A 7,038-nucleotide genomic window follows, 5' to 3' on the forward strand; every position below is an offset into this window, starting at 1 on the left:
GTCTGGGTGAGCGGACGATGTGTGCCTGGAGCGTACTCCCAGGTGGTCGTCATGCCGTCGACGGTGGTCAGCTCGGCCAGGCGGGTGTCGTCCCACTACTGGACACCGGCCCGCATGCTGGCCGCCCTGCCCGCCGACTCCGCCAAGGGCAACGCGCCCCCGACGGCACCCCCCACCGTCTCACCCTCGGTGGACGGGCCTCGGCCCGGCGAGTACATCCCGCCCAGCCGGAGCTTCGACGGCATCCCGCAGGCCGGCACCTTCTTCTGGACCGATGCCAGCGGCACCGGCCGCACCTGCAGCGGCTCCGCCGTCCGCAGCCCCGGCCACGCCCTGGTCCTGAGCGCCGGCCACTGCCTGAAGGGCTACTCCGGCGCCGCCCCGAAGCGCAACCTGGGCTTCGTCCCGCAGTACCACGACGGGGTCAAGCCCTTCGGGGTCTTCCCCGTCCGCACCAACGGCGTCTACGTCCCCCAGCAGTACTACGACATGGGCGAACACGCCGGTGCCGCATACGACTTCGCCTTCGCCGTCACCGAGCCCAACCAGAACGGCACCCTGCTGCAGGACGCGGTCGGCGGAGTGCGCCTGCTCACCGGGACCGGCTACTTCCACGCGCCGGTGCGAATGATCGGGTATCCCGCCGGAGCGGAGAAACCGCTGGAGTGCTGGAGCTGGACCACCAGGTGGCCCAGCGACGACCCGGCCGACCCCGGCGCCTTCCCCCGCATCGCCTGCGACGCCTTCGTCGGCGGAACCAGCGGCGGCCCCATGCTCGTGCCCTGGCCCGGTGGCTGGGCGGTCATCGGAGTGATCGGCGGTTACCACACCGGCGGCAACACCCCCCAGGTCTCCTACAGTGCGTACTTCGGCACCGCCACCCGTGACCTGTATGTGGCCGCCGCAACCGACGCCCCGCCCGCGGGGCCGACCGGCACCGGGGGGCCCGGTCGGTGAGACGGCCGCCCAGGAGCGGGCGTTTGCCGGGCGGGTGGGCGAGGGTAGTTCGCCGTCGGTGCCGGACAGGGGCCCTCCCGTGAGGATCGACGGCGGCGGCTGGACCCGATGCCGGTGCCCACCACCGTGACGCCGCTCTGGACGGCGCCGCTCCCCTGGCACGCAGGTGAGGAGGCGATACGTGAGGGTCGTCATCACGGGCGCGTTCGGCTTCCTGGGCGGTCGGCTGACCGCCACACTGCTGCGGACGCGGACGTTCGGGGGCGCGCCGATCACACGGCTGGTGCTCGTCGACCGTGTCGTCCGGCCCGACCCGCCGGTGGCGACGGACCCGCTCGTGGAGATCGTGCACGCCGACCTGGTCGACCGCCTCGACGACGTGTTCGCGGAGCCGGTCGATGTGCTGTTCCATCTCGCCGCCGCGGTGTCGGCCGAGTGCGAGGCCGACTTCGATCTCGGCATGCGCGCCAATCTGGACACCACCCGCGCCCTGCTGGAGGCGGCCCGGGCGCAGGCGGCCGCCGGCGGGCCGACGGCACGGGTGGTGTTCGCCAGCAGCCTCGCCGTCTACGGTTTCGACCCGGCACTGCCTCTGCCACCGGTGGTCAGCGAGTCGACCCTGCCCATGCCGCGGTCGAGCTACGGAACGCAGAAGCTCATCTGCGAGCGCCTGATCGCGGACTACACCCGCCGGGGCTTCCTCGACGGACGGGTCGCCCGTCTGATGACCGTCGTCGTGCGCCCGGGCAAGCCGAACGCGGCCGCCTCCGGATTCCTGTCGTCCATCATGCGCGAGCCGCTCGCGGGGCTCCCGGCGACCTGCCCGGTGCGGCCCGACCTGCGGGTGGCCCTGGCCTCGCCGCGACGCACCGTCCAGGGAATCCTCCGCGTCGCGGAGGCCGAGCGCGGTTCAGGGCCGGGACGGCTCGAAGGCCAGGTGCCCGTCAACCTTCCGGCCCTCACCGTCTCGGTCGCCGACATGCTCGCCACGCTGCGGCAGGTGGCCGGCGACGCCGTCGCCGGCCTGGTGACGATCAACCCTGACCCTGCCATCGAGGCCATCGTGTCCTCGTGGCCCGCCGTCCTCGACGGCAGTCGCGCGGCCGGTCTCGGTCTGGAGCCCGACCCGAGCTTCCTGTCGGTCGTGCGGGACTACCTCGCCGAGCACCCCGACGCGGTGGCGAGAGACTGAGGCCGAGCCGGCTGGATCGGTCACTGCGCGGGCACGGGTGGACGTCGAGGATGCGCTTTCGCTGCGGCCTCTGCCCCTGCCCCTTACGGATACCCTGAGCCGCGAATCCAGGGGTGGCCCCTGATGTGCGGAGTGCTGCGGAGCGGTCACTCTTGGTGCATGACCAAAGATCATTCGCGCCATAGTGGCAGGGTGACGGGGCTACGAGCGCTCGCCGCCGGCGCTGTCGCCGCGGCCTGCGCCCTGGCCGCCGCGTTACCCGCTGACCCGGCCGGCCGGGGGACCGCTCCGGGCGGCCGGCCGAGGGCGCGACGGCCTCACGGCCGCCCGCCGCTGTCGGCCACCTTCCACGAGAAGCACCGTCTAGCCGGCGGAGGGGTTGAAGCGGGCCAGCTGGTCCTTGACCCAGGGGTCGAACACGGCCAGGTGGTGCTGGGCCTGGGGGTAGAACTGAGCCAGCTGCCCGGCTATCCAGGGATCGGAGGGCAGGCGGATGCCGTTGTGGCGGGAGTGGGCAAGACCGGTGGCCGTCGTGGCAGGAGCGGCCGTGTGTGCGGTGGGCTCGGGAGCGGCCGCCGCGGAGCCGGCGGTGGCGAGGAGGGCGCCCGTCACCATGGCGGCGGAGGCGCCGATCGCGCCTGCGTTCCGTATCAGCTTCTTCATGGCCTTCTCCTTTCTTTGCGGTTCGTGACGAGTCCTGTGTGACCCGTGACGATTCAGTCGTTCGTTGACCGGTTGGGGCGTCTACCCCCGAGGTCACGCCTCACTCATCCGCGTTCCGCCGACACCGGGAAGAACCACCCAGAGACGCCATTGACCTGTGGAAATGCCGCGAGAGCGGCAGGCCGACGGGGGTACAGTCGACCGACAGCGCAGATCGCGGGTGATGTGGGCGCCGTCGACGAAGACAGACCCCGCCGGGGACCTGATCACCATGCCTGATCCGCGGTCGTGGAGCCCGCCCCGCAGACGCGGACGCCGGGCATCGTCGGCAAGCTCGTCCTCCTCCGGCTGTCGGTGGAAGTAGGACATGGCGGACGCCCGCCGGGTACCGACCGTTCCCCCGCTGCGCCCCGCGGACTGACGCATCCTCCGTCCACCGCGTCTCGGGGCGGAGTCCGCTCGTCGTGACGGCCGGCGGCAGGTTCCGGCCCCCGGGTTCTCGCAAGGGCCAAACCGGGCACGGCCGGTCTCACCCGCGCGAACAGGCCGGAGCGGCGGGCGCCGGTCCCGTCTCGCCTACGGCGGTCCTCGCACTTGCCGATCCCGCAAGACCTCGGCACCGTGAGGCTCGGCCGCGGTGAGGGCCGCGCGGCGACGGCGGGGTGCCTCCGCTTGGGCGGACCCGCTCAGGCGTTCGGTCGGCCCGCCGAACGTCGCTCCCCGCCCCGGCCATCGCCCGGTCGTACAGCCGTCCCCTCCGTCCCAGGGGCCCCTGACGCCCCACGTACCCCGGGCAACTGTGGCTGGATCGGAAGTCTGACGGGCGTCACAGGCCGAACATACTCGGGCCTGGACAGTCCCATCCCCTTCCCACCTACGGAGGCCGACCATGCCCCAGAGCAGTGTTCACGCAAGCGCCGTGCTCGAAGCCTGGCTGTCGGGTGCCGACAGCGCGGACGGTCAGCTGAACCCCGCCGGTCCGCTCTACGTCGGCGGCGCCGCCGCCGAGGCCGCGCTCACCGACCCCACCGACTCCCTGTACGGCTTCTGTTCCAGCCCGAGCGGGTCGCACGGCAGCTGGTGCTGCTGATGACGCACGCCGTCTCGGACCACTGCGCGGACTGAGCGGCGTGTCCAAGAGCGCGGGGAACGGAACGCCGGCCCCTGACGCGGCCGCGAGTGCGCCGCCGAGCGGGTGGCGGACGTTCCCCGCGCTTCCCGGGCCGGGGCGCGGCCCGCTGAGGCGAAGGACGACGGAGAGGGCAGGTGGAGGGTGAGCGGGACGGCGCCGTACAAGCCGCGGACGACGACAGAGAGCGACGAGGCCCAGTGGTTCGCCGAACCCGTGCGCGCCATGGCACGTCCGTGGCGGGAGGAGCTGGCGCGGCGCCTGGCGGCCATCGACGGACTGGAACCGAGGGAAAGGATCGTGGTTCTGGAGGCCGGGCACACCGCGCTGCTCAGATCGCTGCACGCGAAGCTGTCCCGGCTCCTTCTGATCGAACTGCACGCCGTGCGTCTGGCGGCGGGCGCCGGACCCGCCGGTGACGGCGCGGGGGAACGGTCCGACACGGAGACGTGGAGCACGTTCATCGCGCAGGCCGGCCGGAAGGGCTATCTCGACGGGCTGGCCGGACGATACCCGGGGATCGGGGAGCGCGTCGCCTCGGTGGCGGGGCTGTGGGTGGCGGCGACGGCCGGTTTCGCCGAGCGGCTCGCTGCGGACCGGGACCTGCTGCGGCCGCTGCTGGGCGGTCCCGCGGGGGCCGTACGGGCCGTGTCGTTCGGGGCCGGCGACAGTCATCGGGGCGGACTGACGGTCAGCCGGGTCACCTTCGCCGACGGAAGCGTCATGTACAAACCCCGGCCGTCCGAGGCCGACGTGGCGCTCGGCGCGTTACTGGAGGAAGTGCTTGCCGGCTTCCCCGGTGCCCCCGCACCGCACGAGCGCATCCGGGTGCCCCGGACGCTGGCCCGCGAGGGCTACGGCTGGGCCGAGTTCGTCCGTCACCGCTACTGCACGAACGACGCCGAACTCACCGCGTTCTACCGCAACATGGGCCACTGGCTGGCCGTGCTCCGCTTCACCGGCGGCACCGACATGCACGCCGAGAACATGATCGCGGCGGGCCCGGTGCCGGTGATCGTGGACGCCGAGACACTGTTCGACGCACCCGCGCCCTTCCCGCCCAGCGGCCGCGGCGACGCGGTGGACTTGGCGGCCGCGGCCATCCGTCGCACGGTCCTGCGCACCGGGCTGCTCCCGGTGCGCGGCACCGGCTTCGCACTCGGCGGTGTCGACATCTCGGGCGTCGGGGCGCTGCCCGGGCAGCAGCCGCTCATCCCGAATCCGGTGATCGCGGACGGCGGCACCGCGGCGGCCCGCTTCGAGGTGGACCTGGTCGCCATGCCCGTCGCGGGCAACCATCCCAGCCCCACCCCGGTGCTCAGCGCGTACTGGGACCGGATTCTGGGCGGCTTCCGCGAGATGACCGCACACCTGCGTCGTCCCGGCATGGACCCGTACGGACTGCTGAGCCGGTTCGAGGGCGCCCGGGCGCGGCGGATCCTGCGGCCGACGCAGGCGTACGTCGACATCGGCCGCATGCTGTGGCATCCGGCGTCCCTGCACGACGAGGCGGCGGCGGTCGAGCGGACGCGGGACATCCTGCGCCGCAACGCCGAGGTGCTGCCCGGCGCGCCGACGGACGGCGCGGCCATCGACGGCGAGATCGCGGACCTGCTGGCCGGTGACGTACCGATGTTCGGTTTCACGGTGGACGAGGCCGCTGTGCGGAACACGGTCGAGGACTGGCGTACGGCCGACCTGGCACTGGAGGAGTCGGTGATCCAGGACGCGCTGGTGGGCGCGTACCTCAACGAGCGCTCGCTGCCCGCGCGGACGCAGGCCGCGGCGCACGAACCGCATGCCCGCGACCGGGAGCCGCGCCGCCGTGCCCTCGCTGCACAGATGGTGCGGCGGCTGTGCGACGGAGCGGTGCGTGGCGAGGACGGCACGGTGACCTGGATCAGCCCGGTCTTCACGCCCGCCGGATGGTCCATCAGAGTGCTGCCCGCCGACCTCTACACCGGTCAGGGCGGGGTGGCGCTGACGCTCGCGGAGTACCTGACGGAGGTGCGCGCCGGGCGGGCCGACGACGTGCCGGGGGTCGCCGAGACCTTCGAAGGGGCGTTGCGCGTCCTCGTCGGCACGGAGGACCGGACGCCTACGCTGTCACCGGGTGCGTTCAGCGGAGCCGCGTCGCAGGTGTGGACCTGGCTGGCGCTGCACCGGGTGCTGGGCGAGGAGTGGCTGCTGCACCGAGCGGCCGAGCGGGCCGTGTTGCTCGCGGAGGGCACCCCGCTGGTCGAGGACGACGTCGAGGTGGACATCCTCAACGGTGCGGCCGGCGCGGTCGTCCCGTTGCTGAACCTCGCGGCGGCGACCGGGCAGGACCGCTGGCTCGGTGCCGCCGCGCACATCGGCCGTCGGCTGTCCGGGCAGGCCACCCTCGACGAGAGCGGCGCCCGCTGGACGACCCGGCTGAACCCCGAGGGCATCGGCGGTTTCGCGCACGGCGCGACCGGCGTCGGCTGGGTGCTGGCCCGGCTCGCCCTCAGTGACGCCGGCTCGGTTCCCGAACGGCGCGCCTGGAGGCATCTCGCCGAGCGGGCCTTCGCCTACCAGGAGTCCCTCTACCGGCCCGAGCACGGCAACTGGCTGGACGTCCGGGTCGGCGCCGAGGAGGACTTCTTCACCAGCTGGTGTCACGGCAGCGCGGGCATCGGCATCGGCATGCTCGATCTGCACCGGCGTACGGGCGATCCCGCCCGCCTCGACATGGCCCGCCGCGCCGCACACGCCTGCGCCGCCGAGGGCTTCGGCTGGAGCCACACCCTGTGCCACGGCGACCTGGGACTCTGGGAGTTCCTCACGTCCCTGGGCTTCGGTGATCCCCTGGCCCTCGACGGCGAGATCCTCACCGGACTGGAACAGCGCGGACCGGTCGGCGGACTGGCCCGCGAGGCGTTCTCCCCGAGCCTGATGTCGGGCCTCTCCGGAGTCCTCCACACCCTTCTGCGCATGCACCACGAGGCCGACCTGCCCGACCCGCTGATCCTCGACTGATCCGGACCCGCCGACCGGCGTGAAGGGGGCCGGTGGAGACGCGAGTTCGGCCTGCCCGCGCCGCCGGGGGGGGCCGGTCCCGGCGGCACACGCCACC

General features: G+C 73.1%; 5 protein-coding genes. 4 read left to right on the forward strand and 1 reads right to left on the reverse strand.

Annotated elements, in window-relative coordinates; all coding sequences use genetic code 11:
* Together ACWEN3_RS37595 and denD are read left to right on the forward strand one after the other, a co-directional pair.
* Positions 1–957: hypothetical protein (locus ACWEN3_RS37595; RefSeq protein WP_452980556.1), on the forward strand; the 957-nt coding region annotated here is incomplete at its 5' end.
* A gap of 181 nt (positions 958–1,138) precedes the next feature.
* Complete coding sequence (gene denD, locus ACWEN3_RS37600) at positions 1,139–2,149, forward strand: D-erythronate dehydrogenase (RefSeq protein WP_452980559.1); 1,011 nt, start codon at positions 1,139–1,141, stop codon at positions 2,147–2,149.
* A 363-nt stretch (positions 2,150–2,512) separates the two neighbouring features.
* Here the strand turns inward: denD and ACWEN3_RS37605 are convergent, their stop codons facing one another.
* Positions 2,513–2,812 carry a hypothetical protein gene (locus tag ACWEN3_RS37605; RefSeq protein ID WP_452980561.1) on the reverse strand — a complete coding sequence of 100 codons (300 nt, stop codon included), beginning with the start codon at positions 2,810–2,812 and terminating at the stop codon, positions 2,513–2,515.
* Positions 2,813–3,701: 889 nt separating this feature from the next.
* On the opposite strand from ACWEN3_RS37605, the gene ACWEN3_RS37610 reads away from it, so the two are divergent.
* Positions 3,702–3,902 (forward strand): DUF6229 family protein, encoded by a 201-nt coding sequence (locus ACWEN3_RS37610; protein WP_452980564.1) that lies wholly within the window; start codon positions 3,702–3,704, stop codon positions 3,900–3,902.
* 183 nt (positions 3,903–4,085) lie between these two features.
* A complete protein-coding gene (locus ACWEN3_RS37615; RefSeq protein ID WP_452980567.1) occupies positions 4,086–6,941 on the forward strand; it encodes a type 2 lanthipeptide synthetase LanM family protein in 2,856 nt (951 codons plus the stop codon).
* Positions 6,942–7,038 lie beyond the last annotated feature (97 nt).

This window comes from Streptomyces sp. NPDC004561, assembly GCF_053602155.1.

Bases quoted from the DNA above. Each gene is read 5' to 3' on its own strand.
- ACWEN3_RS37605 (WP_452980561.1), bottom strand. From the start codon at position 2,812: ATGAAGAAGCTGATACGGAACGCAGGCGCGATCGGCGCCTCCGCCGCC.
- ACWEN3_RS37610 (WP_452980564.1), top strand. From the start codon at position 3,702: ATGCCCCAGAGCAGTGTTCACGCAAGCGCCGTGCTCGAAGCCTGGCTG.